At 69.9% G+C, this 15,534-nt stretch carries 15 protein-coding genes; 11 read left to right on the forward strand and 4 right to left on the reverse strand.

All coding sequences use genetic code 11. From position 1 onward, the window contains the following. The first annotated feature begins 99 nt into the window (after window positions 1-99). Both AB0C19_RS04915 and AB0C19_RS04920 read left to right on the forward strand, forming a co-directional pair. Window positions 100-4,467, forward strand: coding sequence for a HAMP domain-containing protein (locus tag AB0C19_RS04915; protein ID WP_357179417.1), 4,368 nt, complete (start codon window positions 100-102; stop codon window positions 4,465-4,467). Then, window positions 4,464-5,018 (forward strand): response regulator, encoded by a 555-nt coding sequence (locus AB0C19_RS04920; protein WP_091395745.1) that lies wholly within the window; start codon window positions 4,464-4,466, stop codon window positions 5,016-5,018. Before AB0C19_RS04915 ends, AB0C19_RS04920 begins: the two co-directional genes overlap by 4 nt. A gap of 15 nt (window positions 5,019-5,033) precedes the next feature. On the opposite strand, the gene AB0C19_RS04925 is transcribed toward AB0C19_RS04920, so the two are convergent. Next, window positions 5,034-5,369 (reverse strand): STAS domain-containing protein, encoded by a 336-nt coding sequence (locus AB0C19_RS04925; RefSeq protein WP_088951070.1) that lies wholly within the window; start codon window positions 5,367-5,369, stop codon window positions 5,034-5,036. Between the two features lie 179 nt (window positions 5,370-5,548). Between AB0C19_RS04925 and hemL the strand changes: the two genes are divergently transcribed. Genes hemL through ccsB form a run of 6 tightly spaced genes read left to right on the forward strand, consistent with a single transcriptional unit; the run spans window position 5,549 to window position 11,536 of the window. Continuing rightward, window positions 5,549-6,886, forward strand: a complete 1,338-nt coding sequence (gene hemL / locus AB0C19_RS04930; protein ID WP_238683221.1) for a glutamate-1-semialdehyde 2,1-aminomutase — start codon at window positions 5,549-5,551, stop codon at window positions 6,884-6,886. A gap of 19 nt (window positions 6,887-6,905) precedes the next feature. Then, entirely contained in the window at window positions 6,906-7,541 is a 636-nt protein-coding gene (locus tag AB0C19_RS04935) for a histidine phosphatase family protein (protein ID WP_357179422.1), read from the forward strand. After that, the gene (locus AB0C19_RS04940) at window positions 7,541-8,110 is read left to right on the forward strand and encodes a TlpA disulfide reductase family protein (protein ID WP_357179425.1); all 570 of its coding nucleotides are present in this window, start codon (window positions 7,541-7,543) and stop codon (window positions 8,108-8,110) included. The genes AB0C19_RS04935 and AB0C19_RS04940 overlap by 1 nt, the downstream gene beginning before the upstream one ends. Next, window positions 8,110-8,928, forward strand: a complete 819-nt coding sequence (locus AB0C19_RS04945; protein WP_357179428.1) for a cytochrome c biogenesis protein CcdA — start codon at window positions 8,110-8,112, stop codon at window positions 8,926-8,928. Before AB0C19_RS04940 ends, AB0C19_RS04945 begins: the two co-directional genes overlap by 1 nt. Continuing rightward, window positions 8,928-10,565 carry a cytochrome c biogenesis protein ResB gene (locus AB0C19_RS04950; protein WP_357179431.1) on the forward strand — a complete coding sequence of 546 codons (1,638 nt, stop codon included), beginning with the start codon at window positions 8,928-8,930 and terminating at the stop codon, window positions 10,563-10,565. Before AB0C19_RS04945 ends, AB0C19_RS04950 begins: the two co-directional genes overlap by 1 nt. Then, a complete protein-coding gene (gene ccsB, locus AB0C19_RS04955; RefSeq protein ID WP_357179434.1) occupies window positions 10,565-11,536 on the forward strand; it encodes a c-type cytochrome biogenesis protein CcsB in 972 nt (323 codons plus the stop codon). Before AB0C19_RS04950 ends, ccsB begins: the two co-directional genes overlap by 1 nt. 53 nt (window positions 11,537-11,589) lie before the next feature. On the opposite strand, the gene AB0C19_RS04960 is transcribed toward ccsB, so the two are convergent. Then, a complete protein-coding gene (locus AB0C19_RS04960; protein WP_112677587.1) occupies window positions 11,590-11,790 on the reverse strand; it encodes a hypothetical protein in 201 nt (66 codons plus the stop codon). A 332-nt stretch (window positions 11,791-12,122) separates the two neighbouring features. On the opposite strand from AB0C19_RS04960, the gene AB0C19_RS04965 reads away from it, so the two are divergent. Continuing rightward, the gene (locus tag AB0C19_RS04965) at window positions 12,123-12,929 is read left to right on the forward strand and encodes a helix-turn-helix transcriptional regulator (RefSeq protein WP_357179439.1); all 807 of its coding nucleotides are present in this window, start codon (window positions 12,123-12,125) and stop codon (window positions 12,927-12,929) included. Then, window positions 12,920-13,108, forward strand: coding sequence for a DUF397 domain-containing protein (locus AB0C19_RS04970; RefSeq protein WP_357179443.1), 189 nt, complete (start codon window positions 12,920-12,922; stop codon window positions 13,106-13,108). The genes AB0C19_RS04965 and AB0C19_RS04970 overlap by 10 nt, the downstream gene beginning before the upstream one ends. A gap of 132 nt (window positions 13,109-13,240) precedes the next feature. Here the strand turns inward: AB0C19_RS04970 and AB0C19_RS04975 are convergent, their stop codons facing one another. After that, window positions 13,241-13,717: a MarR family winged helix-turn-helix transcriptional regulator gene (locus tag AB0C19_RS04975; protein WP_357179446.1), complete on the reverse strand. Its 477-nt coding sequence runs from the start codon at window positions 13,715-13,717 to the stop codon at window positions 13,241-13,243. Window positions 13,718-13,800: 83 nt separating this feature from the next. Here AB0C19_RS04975 and AB0C19_RS04980 point away from each other — a divergent pair, with 83 nt between their 5' ends. After that, on the forward strand, window positions 13,801-14,355 hold the full coding sequence (locus AB0C19_RS04980) for a carboxymuconolactone decarboxylase family protein (RefSeq protein ID WP_357179449.1): 555 nt from the start codon (window positions 13,801-13,803) through the stop codon (window positions 14,353-14,355). 25 nt (window positions 14,356-14,380) lie between these two features. Here the strand turns inward: AB0C19_RS04980 and AB0C19_RS04985 are convergent, their stop codons facing one another. Continuing rightward, a complete protein-coding gene (locus AB0C19_RS04985) occupies window positions 14,381-15,256 on the reverse strand; it encodes an alpha/beta hydrolase (RefSeq protein WP_357179452.1) in 876 nt (291 codons plus the stop codon). Window positions 15,257-15,534 lie beyond the last annotated feature (278 nt).

Consider the following 15,534-nt stretch of genomic DNA (forward strand, 5'->3'; position numbering starts at 1 on the left):
TGGCGGGTCGCGCACCCTGGCACCACGGCGCGCGCGGGCACAATATGGGGTGCCGGTGTGTCCGCACGGACCGGCGCCCCCCGAGTTGAGCGAGGAATGATGACCACGTCGAAGCAGTCGGTGGCGGATCCGTCCGCGCCCGACAACGAGGCGCTCCTCGGTGAGTTGGCCGAGGCACTGCGACGGATCGGGCGCGGCGACCTGAAGGTCCGGCTTCCCCGCCGGGCCGGCGCGGCCGGTGAGGTGGCGGACGCCTTCAACGAGGTGGTCTCGCTCCAGGAGCGGCAGTACCTGGACCTGCGGCGGATCAGCCGGATCGTCGGTCGTGACGGCCGGCTCACCGAGCGGCTCGACGACGAGGGGCTGGACGGCTCCTGGGCGGAGGGGCAGCGGGCGATCAACTCGCTGATCGACGACCTGGGTCGACCGACCACCGAGATCGCCCGGGTGATCGTGGCGGTCGCCGACGGTGACCTGTCCCAGCACATGGCGTTGGAGATCGACGGCCGGCCGCTGCGCGGTGAGTACCTGCGCATCGGGCGGACCGTGAACACGATGGTGGACCAGCTGTCGTCGTTCTCGAACGAGGTGACCCGGGTGGCCCGTGAGGTGGGCACCGAGGGCAAGTTGGGTGGCCAGGCCGACGTGCGGGGCGTCGCCGGCACCTGGAAGGACCTCACCGACTCGGTGAACACCATGGCGTCGAACCTGACCGGCCAGGTGCGGTCGATCTCGCAGGTGGCGACGGCGGTGGCCAAGGGTGACCTGTCGCAGAAGATCACGGTCGGCGCGCGTGGTGAGGTGGCCGAGCTGGCCGCCACGATGAACTACCTCACCGACACGCTGCGGCTCTTCGCCGAGCAGGTAACCCGGGTGGCCCGCGAGGTGGGCACCGAGGGCAAGTTGGGCGGCCAGGCCGAGGTGCCGAACGTGGCAGGCACCTGGAAGGACCTGACCGACAGCGTCAACTCGATGGCGTCGAACCTGACCGCCCAGGTCCGTAACATCGCGCAGGTCTCCACTGCGGTGGCGCGCGGCGACCTGTCGCAGAAGATCACGGTGGCGGCGCAGGGCGAGATCCTGGAACTGAAGGACACCGTCAACACGATGGTGGACCAGTTGTCGTCGTTCGCCGATGAGGTGACCCGGGTGGCCCGTGAGGTGGGCATCGAGGGCAAGTTGGGCGGTCAGGCCCAGGTGCGCGGCGTCTCCGGCACCTGGCGGGACCTCACCGAGAACGTCAACCAGTTGGCCGGCAACCTGACCAGCCAGGTCCGCAACATCTCCCAGGTCTCCACGGCCGTGGCGAAGGGCGACCTGTCGCAGAAGATCACCGTGGACGCCCAGGGCGAGATCCTGGAGCTGAAGAACACCGTCAACACGATGGTGGACCAGTTGTCGTCGTTCGCCGACGAGGTGACCCGGGTGGCCCGTGAGGTGGGCACCGAGGGCAATCTGGGCGGTCAGGCGCAGGTGAAGGGCGTTTCCGGCACCTGGCGGGACCTGACTGACAACGTGAACTCGATGGCGTCGAACCTGACCAGCCAGGTCCGCAACATCGCCTCGGTGACGACGGCGGTGGCGAAGGGTGACCTGTCGCAGAAGATCACCGTGGACGCGCGGGGCGAGATCCTGGAGCTGAAGTCGACTGTCAACACGATGGTGGACCAGTTGTCGTCGTTCGCCGACGAGGTGACCCGGGTTGCGCGTGAGGTGGGCACCGAGGGCAAGTTGGGCGGCCAGGCACAGGTACGCGGGGTCGCCGGCACCTGGCGGGACCTGACCGACAACGTGAACTCGATGGCGTCGAACCTGACCGCCCAGGTCCGCAACATCGCCCAGGTCTCCACGGCGGTGGCGAAGGGTGACCTGTCGCAGAAGATCACCGTGGACGCGCGGGGCGAGATCCTGGAGCTGAAGTCGACTGTCAACACGATGGTGGACCAGTTGTCGTCGTTCGCCGACGAGGTGACCCGGGTCGCGCGTGAGGTGGGCACCGAGGGCAAGCTCGGCGGTCAGGCGCAGGTGAAGGGCGTCTCCGGCACCTGGCGCGACCTCACCGACAACGTCAACTCGATGGCGTCGAACCTGACCAGCCAGGTCCGCAACATCGCCTCGGTGACGACGGCGGTGGCGAAGGGTGACCTGTCGCAGAAGATCACCGTGGATGCCCAGGGCGAGATCCTGGAGCTGAAGTCGACAGTCAACACGATGGTCGACCAGCTCTCGTCGTTCGCCGACGAGGTGACCCGGGTGGCCCGCGAGGTCGGTATCGAGGGCAAGCTCGGCGGTCAGGCGCAGGTGAAGGGCGTCTCCGGCACCTGGCGCGACCTCACCGAGAACGTCAACCAGCTCGCCTCGACGCTGACCACGCAGTTGCGGGCCATCGCCCAGGTGTCCACCTCGGTGACCCGGGGCGACCTGACCCAGCGGATCGCGGTCAAGGCGCAGGGCGAGGTCGCCGAGCTGAAGGACAACATCAACCAGATGATCGTCACCCTCCGGGAGACGACGAAGAAGAACGCCGAGCAGGGCTGGCTGGACTCCAACCTCGCCCGCATCGGCGGCCTGTTGCAGGGCCAGCGCGACCTCGGCGAGGTCTGCCGCATGATCATGACGGAGGTGACTCCGCTGGTCGACGCCCAGCTCGGCGCCTTCTTCCTGGCAGACGACACTGACGGCAGCATGCGGCTGCGGCTGACCTCCTCGTACGGGTACGTGGCACGGGGGCACGACGTCACCTTCGGGCCGGGTGAGGGGCTGGTCGGGCAGACCGCGCTCTCCCGTCGCACGATCCGGGTCAGCGCCTCCCCGAACAGTCGACTCACCCTGCGGTCCGGCCTGGCCGAGACACCCCCGTCCGACCTGGTGGTGCTCCCCGTCCTGTTCGAGGGCGAGCTGCTCGGGGTGATCGAGTTCGCCAGTGTGTCGGCCTTCTCCGAACTGCACCTGTCGTTCCTGGAGCGGTTGGTGCTCACCATCGGCATCGCTGTCAACACCATCCAGGCCAACCGGCGTACGGAGGAGCTGCTGGCCCAGTCGCAGCGGCTGGCGCACGAGATGCAGGAGCAGTCGGCGGAGTTGCAGCGCACCAACGCCGAGCTGGAGGAGAAGGCCACTCTGCTGTCCGAGCAGAAGGGCAACATCGAGACGAAGAACCGGGAGATCGAGCTGGCGCGGCTGGGCCTGGAGGAGAAGGCGCAGCAGCTGACCCGGGCGTCGGCGTACAAGTCCGAGTTCCTGGCCAACATGAGCCACGAGCTGCGGACCCCGCTGAACTCGTTGCTGCTGCTGGCCCGTCTGCTGGCCGAGAACTCGGAGCAGAACCTCAGCCCGAAGCAGATCGAGTTCGCCCGGACCATCCACGGGTCCGGCTCCGACCTGCTGCGACTGATCGACGACATCCTCGACCTGTCCAAGATCGAGGCGGGCCGGATGGACGTCGAGCCGACCGAGATCCGCTTCACCGAGCTGCGCGGCTACGTGGAGCAGGCGTTCGCGCCGCAGGCCGAGGAGAAGAACCTGGACTTCCAGGTACGGGTGAGCAAGGATCTGCCGCCGGCGTTGGTGACCGACGCGCAGCGGTTGCAGCAGATCCTGCGCAACCTGCTCTCCAACGCTGTGAAGTTCACCGACAACGGTGCAGTGACGCTGCGGATCGCCCCGGCCGCGGAGAACGCGGTCTTCGACGTGCCGGCGCTGACGAACGCCCAGCAGGTGATCGCGTTCACCGTGATCGACACCGGGATCGGCATCTCCGACGACAAGCTGTCGATCATCTTCGAGGCGTTCCAGCAGGCCGACGGCACTACCAGTCGCCGGTACGGCGGCACCGGCCTGGGTCTGTCGATCAGCCGCGACCTGGCCCGACTGATCGGCGGCACCATCACCGTCTCGTCCGCGCCCGGTCAGGGCTCGACCTTCACCCTGTTCGTGCCGCAGGTGCTGGCCCCGGACGCGGTGGTAGCGCCGCAGACTCCGTCGCCGCAGCGCGCCGGGCTGCCGTCGTCGCTGCTGATGCCGCCGCTGGAACTGCTGCCGGAACGGCCGGAGGCACCGGCCACCCGTCAACTGGACGGCGCCACTGTGCTGATCGTGGACGACGACGTCCGCAACGTCTTCGCGTTGACCAGCGCGTTGGAGCTGCACGGGATGACCGTGCTGTACTCGGACAACGGGGCGGACGGTGTCCGTCTGCTGGCCGAGCATCCGGAGGTGGACATCGTGCTGATGGACGCCATGATGCCCGACCAGGACGGTTACGAGACCACCCGCCAGATTCGCCGCAACCACCGGTTCGCCGACCTTCCGGTGGTCTTCCTGACCGCGAAGGCGATGCCGGGTGACCGTGAGTCGGCGCTCGCTGCCGGGGGCAGCGACTACATCACCAAGCCGGTCGACCTGGACGACCTGATCGAACTGATGTCGTCCTGGATCAACGGCAGCCGGACCGAGGAGACTTCGTGACCCAGATGGCCAAAGCGCTGCTCGTGGACGACCGGCGGCAGAACCTGACGGCCCTGGAGGCGATCCTTCAGGGTCTGCCGGTCCAGTCCGTGGCGGTGGAGAGTGGCGAGGCGGCGCTCAAGCAACTGCTGGTGGACGACTTCGCGGTGATCCTGTTGGACGCGCAGATGCCGGACATGGACGGCTTCGAGACGGCAAGCCACATCAAGCGCCGCGAGCGGACCCGGCACGTGCCGATCATCTTCCTCACCGCCGCCGACCGGGACGCCCAGCTCGCCCTTCGGGGTTACCAGGTGGGGGCTGTGGACTACCTCACCAAGCCGTTCGACCCGTGGGTGCTCAGGGCCAAGGTGTCGGTATTCGTCGAGCTGTGGGTGAAGACCCGGCAGCTCGCCACCCAGTCGGATCTGGTCCGGGAGCGCGACACGCAGTGGCGGCGGCTCACCGACGCTGTCGACGAGGCGACCGCCCAGCTCCGGTCGGACGACCCGGAGGTCCGCGACCGGGCGGTACGGCTGCTCGAACAGGCCCGCTGGGGCAACACCGCCTGACGGCGGCGGGGCGACTCAGCCGGTGGGCTGGTCGTTGCGGATCATCAGGGCGCTGCGCAGGCCGGTGATGTCCAGCACGCGGATCAGGAAGTCGCCCACGTGCGTCAGCATCAGCAGGCTCTGCGCGTGGCTGGCCTTGCGGCTGAGCACGACCAGGGTGCCCAGGCCCTGCGAGTCGCAGAAGGTGACGCCGCCGAGGTCGAGCACGATCTTCGGCGGCGGGTCGGCCAGCACCTCGTTGACGACGGTGGAGAGCTGGGCCGCCGTGAGCATGTCGATCTCACCGGCCAGGCGCAAGACTGCTTCGTCGCCTGTCCGGTGTAGCGTGATGGACAGTTCGGCACGATCCACCCGCTCAGCCTAGCGCGATCCGACCGACCTGGCCTGTCGAGGCCGCGAGCCGTCGCCGTCCAGGCCACGAAGCCCCCCGTGTCGGCGCTGCTGACCGGCGCGAGTCACAGGTGAGCCGGGTAACCCCGCCACGGGGTGGCTGCTGGTTGACCGTCCGGCGCTGTCACAATGGCGGCATCGTGACCGACATCTTTCCCGCCGGATCCGGCCGCTACCCAGCCGATGCGCCGGCCTCCGAGGCCCTGTTCGACCGCGCCCGCGCCATCGTGCCGGGCGGGGTGAACTCCCCTGTGCGCGCCTTCCAGGCGGTCGGCGGCACCCCGCGTTTCATGGTCCGTGGTGAGGGCCCGTGGCTGTACGACGCCGACGGTCGCCGCTACGTCGACCTGGTCTGCTCCTGGGGTCCGCTGATCCTCGGGCACGCCCACCCGGAGGTGGTGGAGGCCGTCCAGGCCGCCGCCGCCCGGGGTACCAGCTTCGGCACGCCCACCCCCGGTGAGGTGGAGTTGGCAGCCGAGCTCGTCGACCGGACCCCGATGGAGCAGGTCCGGCTGGTCAACTCCGGCACCGAGGCGACAATGTCGGCGATCCGGCTGGCCCGTGGCTTCACCGGCCGTTCGAAGATCGTCAAGTTCGCGGGCTGCTACCACGGCCACGTCGACGCGCTGCTCGCCGCCGCCGGCTCCGGCGTGGCCACCCTGGGCCTGCCCGACTCGCCCGGCGTGACCGGCGCGGCGGCCAGCGAGACGATAGTGCTTCCGTACAACGACATCCGGGCCGTCGAGGAGGCGTTCGCCGCCGAGGGCCAGCACATCGCCGCGGTGATCACCGAGGCCGCCGCCGGCAACATGGGCGTGGTGGCCCCCCGCGACGGCTTCAACCAGCAGCTCGCCCGGATCGCGCACGCACACGGCGCCCTGCTCGTGGTGGACGAGGTGATGACCGGGTTCCGGGTCTCCCGCGCCGGGTGGCACGGCCTCGACGCCTCCGACGCCGACCTGTGGACGTACGGCAAGGTCATGGGTGGCGGCCTGCCCGCCGCGGCGTTCGGCGGGCGCGCGGACATCATGGCGCGGCTCGCGCCGGCCGGCCCGGTCTACCAGGCCGGCACTCTCTCCGGTAACCCGCTCGCCTGCGCCGCCGGCCTGGCGACCCTGCGGCTCGCCGACGACGCGCTGTACCAGCGCCTCGACGAGACGGCCGCCGTCGTGGGCAAGCTGGCGTCCGACGCGTTGGCCGCCGCCGGGGTCCCACACCGGCTGTCGTACGCGGGCAGCATGTTCTCGGTCTTCTTCACCGACGCCGACGTGGTCGACTACGACAGCGCGCGCACCCAGCAGGTGCCGGCGTTCAAGGCGTTCTTCCACGCGATGCTCGCCGCCGGCGTCTATCTGCCGCCGAGCGCGTTCGAGTCGTGGTTCGTGTCGGCGGCGCTCGACGACGCCGCTCTGGAACACATCGCCGACGCGCTGCCGACGGCGGCGAACGCGGCGGCAGCGGCCGGTCACGGGGGGTAGAAAAACCTTGAGTAAGACGGTGGTGCACGTGCTTCGGCACGGCGAGGTGTACAACCCCGACCAGATCCTCTACGGCCGGCTGCCCGGCTTCCGCCTCTCCGAGTTGGGTGTGCAGATGGCCAAGGCCGCCGCGCAGGGCCTGGCCGAGCGGGAGATCGTGCACGTGGTGGCCAGCCCGCTGGAGCGCGCCCAGCAGACCGCCGAACCGATCGCCGCCCAGTTCGGGCTGCCGGTCGGGGTGGACGAGCGGCTGATCGAGAGCGCCAACTGGTTCGAGGGCAAGAAGGTCTCCCCGGGTGACGGGTCGTTCCGCGATCCGCGCAACTGGTGGGTGCTGCGCGACCCGGTGACCCCGTCCTGGGGTGAGGCGTACCGGGTGATCGCCGAGCGGATGTTCGCCGCCGTGCAGGCCGCCCGGGTCGCCGCCGAGGGACGCGAGGCGGTGCTGGTGTCGCACCAGCTCCCGATCTGGACGTTGCGCCGTCACGTCGAGCGCAAGCGGCTCTGGCACGACCCGCGCAAGCGGCAGTGCGGGCTGGCGAGCCTCACCTCGTTCCACTTCGACGACGCGAAGGTGGTGGGCATCGGCTACAGCGAGCCGGCCGCGCACCTGATCGCTCTCTCCGCGACAGCCCGGACGGCCAAGGGGGCCTGATGAACGCCCGGAGGTGGACCGCCGGTCTGCTCGCCACCGTCGCCGCGGTGGCGCTGGTCGGCTGCACGTCGTCGAAGGCGCAGGAGAAGACCTGCACGACCACCACCGACGGGATCTTCGAGTGCGCACCGGACCAGCGCTCCGCACCACCGAAGCTCGCCGGTGAGCTGCTTCTCGGCGGCACCTATGACGTCAGCGAGGCTCGCGGTCAGGTGGTGGTGGTCAACTTCTGGGGCTCCTGGTGCGCGCCGTGCCGCGCCGAGGCCGACGATCTGGAAGCCGTCTACCAGGCCACCAAGGGTTCCGGGGTGAACTTCCTCGGCATCAACGTCCAGGATTCGCGGGACAAGGCCAAGGCGTTCGAGAAGGGCCGGGTCACCTATCCGAGCCTGTTCGACCCGTCAAGCAAGACGGCACTCGCCCTGGACATCCCGCCGAACAGCGTGCCGGCGACTGTGGTGCTCGACCGGGACGGCCGGATCGCGGCGGTGATCCGGGCCGCCGTCAAGCAGGAGGGCCTGCAACCGATCGTCGAACGGGTCGCCGCCGAGAAGTCAGCGCCGAACTGATGGGCGAGACCTTCGAGCAACTGGCCCTCAACGGGCCGCTGCTGCTCGCCATCGGCGCGGCGGCGCTCGCCGGCCTGGTCAGCTTCCTCTCCCCGTGCGTGCTTCCGCTCGTCCCCGGTTACCTGTCGTACGTGACCGGCCTGGCCGGCGCCGACCTGGAGGGCCGACGGCCGGAAGCCGATCCCGTGCCGGGCAGCGGGGGTGTCGCGGTCAAGGAGCGGGTCGCGCGAGTCGGCGCGGTCAAGGGTCGGGTGCTCGCCGGGACGCTGCTCTTCATCGGCGGCTTCACAGTCGTCTTCGTGGCCACCGCGATCCTCTTCGCCAGCATCGGCCGGGTGTTCTTCGACTACAAGCGCGAGTTGCAGATCGGCGTCGGCGTGCTGGTCATCGTGGCGGGGCTGAGCTACCTCGGGATGATCCCGGCCCTGCAACGGGAGTTCCGGATCTCCCGCTTGCCGTCGGCCGGGCTGCTCGGCGCACCGGTCTTCGGGGCTGTCTTCGCGCTCAGTTGGGTGCCCTGCACCGGCCCCACGCTCGGCGCGGTGATGGGCATGGCCACCGCCAGCGGCCAGAGCGACCGCGCCGTGGTGCTCGCCGTGGCGTACTGCCTCGGGTTGGGGATACCGTTCATCGTCTTCGGGCTGGGCTTCGAACGCCTGCTCGGGGTCTTCCGCGCCGTCCGGCGCAACAGCCGCTGGGTCACCCGGGTCGGCGGCGCTCTGCTCATTTTGATCGGCCTGGCCCTGGTCACCGGCGGATGGCAGAGCTTCGTGATCTGGTTGCAGACCACCGTCGGGGTGGGCGAGGTGAGCATCTGATGACGGTCGTCGACGACCGACCGGAGACCGTGGCGCCCGCGCCACGCCGCCGGCCGAACCGGCTGCTGGCCCTGCTGCGCAACTCGTGGCGGCAGCTCACCAGCATGCGTACGGCGCTGATCCTGCTCTTCCTGCTCGCGATCGCCGCCATTCCCGGCTCGGTGCTGCCGCAGCGCGGGATCAGCCCGGAGAAGGTCAACGAGTACTTCGTCGACCACCCGGACTGGGCCCCGCGACTGGACCGGATCGGCGCGTTCGAGGTCTTCGGGTCGGTCTGGTTCTCCGCGATCTACCTGCTGCTGTTCACCTCCCTGATCGGCTGCATCACGCCCCGGCTGCGCGACCACGTCCGCACACTGCGGTCCCGTCCGCCGGCCGCGCCGAAGCGGATGGCACGGCTGCCGCAGCACACGGTGCTGCCCGCACCGCCCGGTGGGGCGGCGGCGATCGCCGAGGCGCTGCGCAAGCGCCGCTGGCGCGTCGAGGTGCGCGGCGACGAGGTCTCCGCCGAGAAGGGCTATCTCAAGGAGACCGGCAACCTGCTGTTCCACACCTCGCTCATCGCGGTGCTGATCGGGGTGGCGCTCGGCTCCTGGTACGGCTGGAGCGGCAACCGGCTGCTGGTGGCCGGCGCGGACAACGCGTTCTGCAACACCCGCCAGCAGTACGCCGAGGCGAAGCTCGGCCCTCAGGTGGACAGCGCCGACCTGCCCGGCTTCTGCCTGCGGCTGGACGACTTCGAGGCCCGGTTCCTGGCGTCCGGCCAGCCGGAGTTCTTCAACGCCACGGTCACCGTCGACGGCCCGGACGAGCCGACCCGCAGCGCCGACTTCTCGGTGAACTCGCCGCTGCGCCTCAACGACGCGAGCGTCTACCTGCTCGGCCACGGGTACGCGCCGGTGATCCGCTACACCGACCGGTTCGGCAACAGCCAGATCAGTGACGAGCCGTTCCTGACCACCGGCGACATGGGCCTGACCAGCGAGGGGCTGGCGGCCTTCCCGGACGCGAACGTGGACCCGGCGACCGGCCAGCGCGCACCGGATCTGCAGATGGCGTTCACAGGCATCTACCTGCCCACAGCGCCCGAGCAGGCGCCGTTCGTCCGCTCGCAGTACCCGACCGAGCGCAACCCGGCGCTGAACCTGGTCGCCTACCGGGGCAACCTCGGCCTGGACGCCGGTATCCCCGGCTCGGTCTACCAACTCGACCAGCGGCAGGTGCGGGCCGGCAAGGTCAAGGAGGTCGGCACCAAACTGCTCCGCAAGGGCGAGACCTGGAAGCTGGACGACGGCACGACAGTCGAGTTCCTGGGCACCGAGCGGTACGTCACCCTCTCCATCCGGCACGATCCCGGCTCGACGATGCTGTTGGTCAGTTGCGGCGTCCTGCTGGTCGGGTTGATGGGTTCCCTGTTCGGGAAGCGCCGCCGGGTGTTCTTCCGGGTGGCGCCGGCCGACCCCGGGGAAGGATCTCCGACGAGCGGTAGTAGCTTGATGGAGGTCGGTGGGTTGCCGCGTACCGACTATCCAGGGTTCGCCGACGAGTTCACCCAGCTCGTCGCCGCCGTCAGCGGTGCCGAACGGCCTGAAGCTGACTCCGCTGACCGGGCCGGCGTGCGAGAAGGAGCCGAGTGATGTCCGCACTCTCCGACAATCTGGTGACCTTCGCGATCCTGGCCTACCTGGTCGCGATGATCGGCCACGCCGTCGAGTACGCGCTGGGCAACGTGCGTACCCGGGTCGCCACGGCGGCTCCGGTGCGCGAGCTGGTAGGTGCCGGCGGCGGTGTCGTCCCGACGCCGCCCGCGCCGGTCCCGTCGCCGCCCACCGGCGACCGCTCCGCCCGGCGGGCCCGGCTCGCCGGCCTGGTCGGGGTGGGTGCCACAGCGGTCGCCGCCGCGCTGCACCTGGCTGCGCTGGTCACCCGTGGGCTCGCCGCGGACCGGATGCCCTGGGGCAACATGTACGAGTTCGTGCTCACTGTGACGTTCATCGGGGTCGCCGCCTGGCTGGTGGTGCTCTGGAAGCGGCCATCGCTGCGCAAGCTCGGGCTCTTCCTCACCCTGGTGATGGTGCTGCTGGTCGCCACCGCCGAGCTGGTGCTGTACGTGCCGATCGTGCCGCTGGTGCCGGCGCTGAACTCGTACTGGTTCGTCATCCACGTCTCGACGATCGTCTTCGCGTCCGGCATCTTCCTGCTCGGTGTGGTGCCGGCGGTCGGCTTCCTGATGCGCAACGGGTACGAGCAGGGCAAGCGGAGCTTCCCGTACACCCTGGCCAAGCGGCTGCCCGGCGCCGCCGGCCTGGAGCGGCTGACCTTCGCGCTGCACGCCTTCGCGTTTCCGATCTTCACCTTCGCGGTGATCGCCGGTGCCATCTGGGCCGAGGCGGCCTGGGGGCGGCCGTGGGGCTGGGACCCGAAGGAGACCTGGGCGTTCATCTCCTGGGTGGTGTACGCCGGCTACCTGCACGCCCGCGCGACGCCCAGCGTGAAGCGCAACGTGGCCACCTGGATCGCGGTTCTCGGCTTCCTCACCATGCTGATGAACCTGTTCGGCGTGAACATCTTCTTCACCGGCCTGCACTCGTACGGCGGGTTGGACTGATCCTGGCAACGCGGTGCGGGCCGGTCACGGATTCGTCCGTGACCGGCCCGCGTCTACCGGGTGGGTCGCCAGGCCCGCAACGCCCGCTCGACCTGGATGGTGACCTGGTAGGACACCTCCGGTAGATCGGCCAGCTCGATCCGCTCACCGCGCATCGCCAGTTGGGCGTGCAGCTCCCGGGCGACGGCGTCGCGAAGCTCGACCAGCAGGGGCGACAACCCGTCCGGGTCGCCGACGACGTACGCGTCCGACATGAACCCACTCTGCTCCCGCGTCCCGCCGTTCGGCCAGGCACGGTGAGATGTGCCCGCCGGGCTTGACCCGGTCCTGATCGGCAATGTGGCGGTGTCCCGCGCCCGGTCGGCCGTTGATCCACTCGGCTTCCAGGAAGTCGGGGTGTCTGGCAGCCCGGGACACCGCGACTTCGCGAAACCCGAGTGGATCTTGTGGTTGCCGGCCACCCGGGTCGGGTCACAGCTCGCGTTACCCCGATATGCGCGTCACGGGGTGACGCAGCGTTGAGTGCTCGCTACCGTGCGGCGGACGGGTCGCCTGACCCGACAATCGCGGCGGAAGGTGGGGTGCGGTGACCACAGTGGTGTCCACGGCGGCGTTGATCCGGGAGCAGCTCCGGCGGTCGCGGCTCGCGGCCGGGCTGACTCAGGAGGAGTACGGCAAGCGGGCGCACTACTCGCCGTCCATGGTGTCGGCCGTCGAGCTGGGGCACACGGCGCCCAACGAGGCGTACCTGACCCGGGCCGACGAGGTGCTCGACACCGGTGGTCTGCTGACCTCGCTCCGCGACCTGGGTCGGCGCGACGGCGAGCCGGTCTGGTTCCGCCCCTGGCTGGAGGTCGAACGGGTCGCCACCCAACTTCGCTGCTTTGAGGCGACGATGATTCCCGGGCTGTTGCAGACCGCCGACTACGCCCGTGCGGTGTTCCGGCTCGACCTCGGGCTGACCGCCGACCGGGTGGAGGAGTTGGTGGCGGCCCGGCTGGAGCGGCAGACCATCCTCGACCGGGAGCACCCGCCGCAGCTCACCGCCGTGATCGACGAGGCCGCGTTGCAGCGTTTCGCGGAGGGCTGCGCCGGTGTGCTGGCCGAGCAACTGCGGCACCTGGTGGCGTGCGCCCGCCGCCCGCACATCAGGGTGCACGTGCTGCCGCAGGGCGTGGGCCTGCACGCCGGCCTCTTCGGGCCGTTCATTCTGGGCCGCACCGTCGACGGCAGTTGGCTCGGCTTCCTCGACAACCAGACCGGCGGCACCACGGTGGACGACATCTTCGAGGTGGCGACCCTGCTCGGAAGGTGGGAGAGTCTGCGCAGTGACGCGCTGCCCCGGCAGCAGTCGATCGACCTGCTCGAGGAGATCGTGAAGCCATGGATCTGACCGGAGCCCGCTGGCACAAGTCCACCCGGAGCGGCAACAACAGTGGCGCGTGCGTCGAGGTCGCCGACAACCTGGCCGGCCGGGTGCACGTCCGCGATTCCAAGGACCGCGACGGCGACCTGCTGACCTTCACCCCGGCCGCGTGGCGGGCCTTCGTCGAGCTGGCCCGCACCCACTGACCGAGCGCTGAACCGGGCAACCGCAGGCTGCACCGCATCCGCCGCGGGTCGCCTGGCAACCGTCACCTCGGCGACATGGCGTCGATCCGATCCACGACTCGCCACCGGCTCATGCCTGCGCAGCAACTGGGGTCAGCCGCCGAACCAGCCGGGCACGTCGAGTCGGAACCAGTTGGCCGAGGCCATCGCGCCGAGGTCGTCTTCCATCGCGGTGACCCGTTCCGGACCGAGCGTGTCGACCCACTGTGCCCGCAGCCGGTCGAAGATCTCGGCCGAGCGGCGTAGCCCGTCGGCGCCACGCGGGGTCACCCGGATCAGCCGCCGTCGGGCGTCGGAGGGGTCGTCGACCCGCTCCAGGTAACCGACGGCCACCAACCGGTCGACGGTCTTGCCCGCGGCCTGCTTGGAGATGCCCAGCCGCTGGCCCAGCTCGGTGGCGGTGGTGCCGTCCGCCCCAACCGCCTGGAGCACGAACCCGTGCAGCGGTCGCAGCTCCGGATGCCCCTCCCGGGCCAGCTCGGTGTGCAGGTCGTCGATCAGCGTCCGGAAGCCGGCCAACAGCAGTAGCGGTAGCGCGAAGCCGGGACGCGCGGGATCAGCGGTTGCCATGTTCGACAACCACGTTTACTATTCCGTCAACCACGTTGACTATCTTACCGTCCCCCGAACCAGGCTCTGGGAAGCAGGTAACCATGTCCGTCTTCACCGCCCACACCGCTGAGACCGCACCCGCCGCCGCCCGTCGGTCCATCGAGGGAGTGAGTGGCCGGTTCGGCTGGCTGCCCACCCCGGTGGCCCTGATGGCCGATTCGCCGCAGTTGCTCACCGGCTTCCTCACCGCCAGCACAGGCTTCGAGCAGACCGACCTCGCCCCGCTGGACCGGGAGGTGGTCATCCTGACGGTCTCCACCAGTCACGAATGCCATTTCTGCGTCGCCCTGCACACCGGCAAGCTCACCGGACTCGGCGCGACCCCCGAGCTGATCACCGCGCTGCGTGCCGGCTCGGTGCTGCCCGACCCGCGCCTGGAGGCGCTGCGCCGCTTCACGCTGGCCGTGCTCGACCACCGGGGCGCAGTGCCCGACGACGAGATGGACGACTTCCTGGCCGCCGGCTACCAGCCCCGGCACGCGCTGGACGTGGTGCTCGGCGTCGGCGCGTACACCATGTCCACATTCGCCAACCGACTCACCCGGGCGCCGCTCGACCCGCCACTGGCCGCCCACGCCTGGACGCCCGCCGCCTGACTGAGAACACCTGCGGACACCTGCTTCAGGCCGCGTGAAGGAAATCCCGCAGCAGGGCGAGCATCTCGTCCGGGCGCTCCTCGTACAGCCAGTGCCCGCAGTCCTGGATCACCTCGCCGCGGACCGTGTCGGCGTACCGCCGGACCTGCTCGGCGATCTGCCCGCCGAGGCTGGCCGCCGCCCCGACGGCCAGCACCGGCATGGTCAGCTTCGTGCCCCGGTACGCCGCGTTGTCGGCGATGTCCTGCTCGAACGCCCGGAAGTAGGCGAAGCTGGCCCGCAGATGCGCCGGGTCGCGCAGATGGCTGGCGAACTCCTCGATGTCGGGTGCGGCGATGCTGCCCTTGCGCACCATCAGCGCATCGGTGAACTTGTCCACCCAGAGCGACTCCCGCCCGTCGACCAGTGCCTCCGGAAGCCCGTTGCCGAGGGAGAAGTAGCCGAAGTTCCACACCCCCGGCCCGGCCGAGGTGAGCGCGGGGAACGTGTAGATGCTCTCGTCGGGGATCGGCGCCTCGGTGAGCGCCAGCCGACTCACCCGCTGCGGATGGGCGGCGGCATACGCGTACGCCACCATGGTCCCCAGGTCGTGCCCGACCAGCCGAAGGTCACTGACCAGGCCGAGCTGGTCGAGTAGTCCGTGCAGGTCGGCGGCGACAGTCTTCTTGTCGTACCCGCCGTCCGGGGCGTCGCTGCCCCCGAAGCCGCGCAGGTCGGGCGCGACCACCTCGAAGGAGCGCCCCAACTCGGGCAGCAGGTGCCGCCACATGTACCAGCACTGCGGGTACCCGTGCAGCAGCACCAGTGGCGGGCCAGCGCCGCCACGGACGTAGTTCATGGTGATCTGGCCGACCCGAGCCCGTTGCTCGGTGAACCCCGCCGGAACCCGCTCCCCGCCCACAGCCGCCTCCGTCTGTCGTCCGCCCCGCGCGTGCCTCCGTCTGTCGTCCGCCCCGCGCGTGCCTCCGTCTGTCGTCCGCCCGCCGCCTGCCCGGCTACCCGCTCAACCGCCCGCCATGCCCGCGAGATTCGAGACCTGCCGGTTGATCCACTCGGCTTCCTTGAAGTCGCGGTGTTCGGCTACCTTGGGCTCAAGTGGTTGTTGCAACGGGGTGGATTCTCGTCAGGATGAGGGGTCATGCCGGGGCAGAGGTTGTCGTCCGCGGAGCGGGCGCAGAT

Origin of the sequence: Micromonospora sp. NPDC048842 (genome assembly GCF_040649935.1) — a bacterium.
Classification (GTDB): domain Bacteria; phylum Actinomycetota; class Actinomycetes; order Mycobacteriales; family Micromonosporaceae; genus Micromonospora; species Micromonospora hortensis.

Coding starts and splice junctions, on each gene's coding strand:
- AB0C19_RS04915 (WP_357179417.1), top strand. CDS start 100: ATGACCACGTCGAAGCAGTCGGTGGCGGATCCGTCCGCGCCCGACAAC.
- AB0C19_RS04940 (WP_357179425.1), top strand. CDS start 7,541: ATGAACGCCCGGAGGTGGACCGCCGGTCTGCTCGCCACCGTCGCCGCG.
- AB0C19_RS04945 (WP_357179428.1), top strand. CDS start 8,110: ATGGGCGAGACCTTCGAGCAACTGGCCCTCAACGGGCCGCTGCTGCTC.
- AB0C19_RS04950 (WP_357179431.1), top strand. CDS start 8,928: ATGACGGTCGTCGACGACCGACCGGAGACCGTGGCGCCCGCGCCACGC.
- ccsB (WP_357179434.1), top strand. CDS start 10,565: ATGTCCGCACTCTCCGACAATCTGGTGACCTTCGCGATCCTGGCCTAC.
- AB0C19_RS04960 (WP_112677587.1), bottom strand. CDS start 11,790: ATGTCGGACGCGTACGTCGTCGGCGACCCGGACGGGTTGTCGCCCCTG.
- AB0C19_RS04970 (WP_357179443.1), top strand. CDS start 12,920: ATGGATCTGACCGGAGCCCGCTGGCACAAGTCCACCCGGAGCGGCAAC.
- AB0C19_RS04975 (WP_357179446.1), bottom strand. CDS start 13,717: ATGGCAACCGCTGATCCCGCGCGTCCCGGCTTCGCGCTACCGCTACTG.
- AB0C19_RS04980 (WP_357179449.1), top strand. CDS start 13,801: ATGTCCGTCTTCACCGCCCACACCGCTGAGACCGCACCCGCCGCCGCC.